The sequence below is a fragment of the Phytobacter massiliensis JC163 genome, assembly GCF_000321045.1.
In the GTDB taxonomy this organism is placed as follows: Bacteria; Pseudomonadota; Gammaproteobacteria; order Enterobacterales; family Enterobacteriaceae; genus Phytobacter_A; species Phytobacter_A massiliensis.
Window position 1 is genome coordinate 1 of the sequence record NZ_CAEO01000213.1, and the last position, 277, is coordinate 277.

Below are 277 nucleotides of genomic sequence, written 5' to 3' on the forward strand. Positions count from 1 at the left end.
CGTTAGGTAATGAACGTACCTTGACGGTACCTTATCAGAAAGCCACGGCTAACTACGTGCCAGCAGCCGCGGTAATACGTAGGTGGCAAGCGTTGTCCGGATTTATTGGGCGTAAAGCGCGCGCAGGTGGTTTCTTAAGTCTGATGTGAAAGCCCCCGGCTCAACCGGGGAGGGTCATTGGAAACTGGGAGACTTGAGTGCAGAAGAGGATAGTGGAATTCCAAGTGTAGCGGTGAAATGCGTAGAGATTTGGAGGAACACCAGTGGCGAAGGCGAC

General features: G+C 53.1%; 1 rRNA gene. It reads left to right on the top strand.

Annotated elements, in window-relative coordinates:
* Nucleotides 1-277, top strand: a 16S ribosomal RNA gene (locus tag ENTHG_RS00265); the annotation flags it as partial.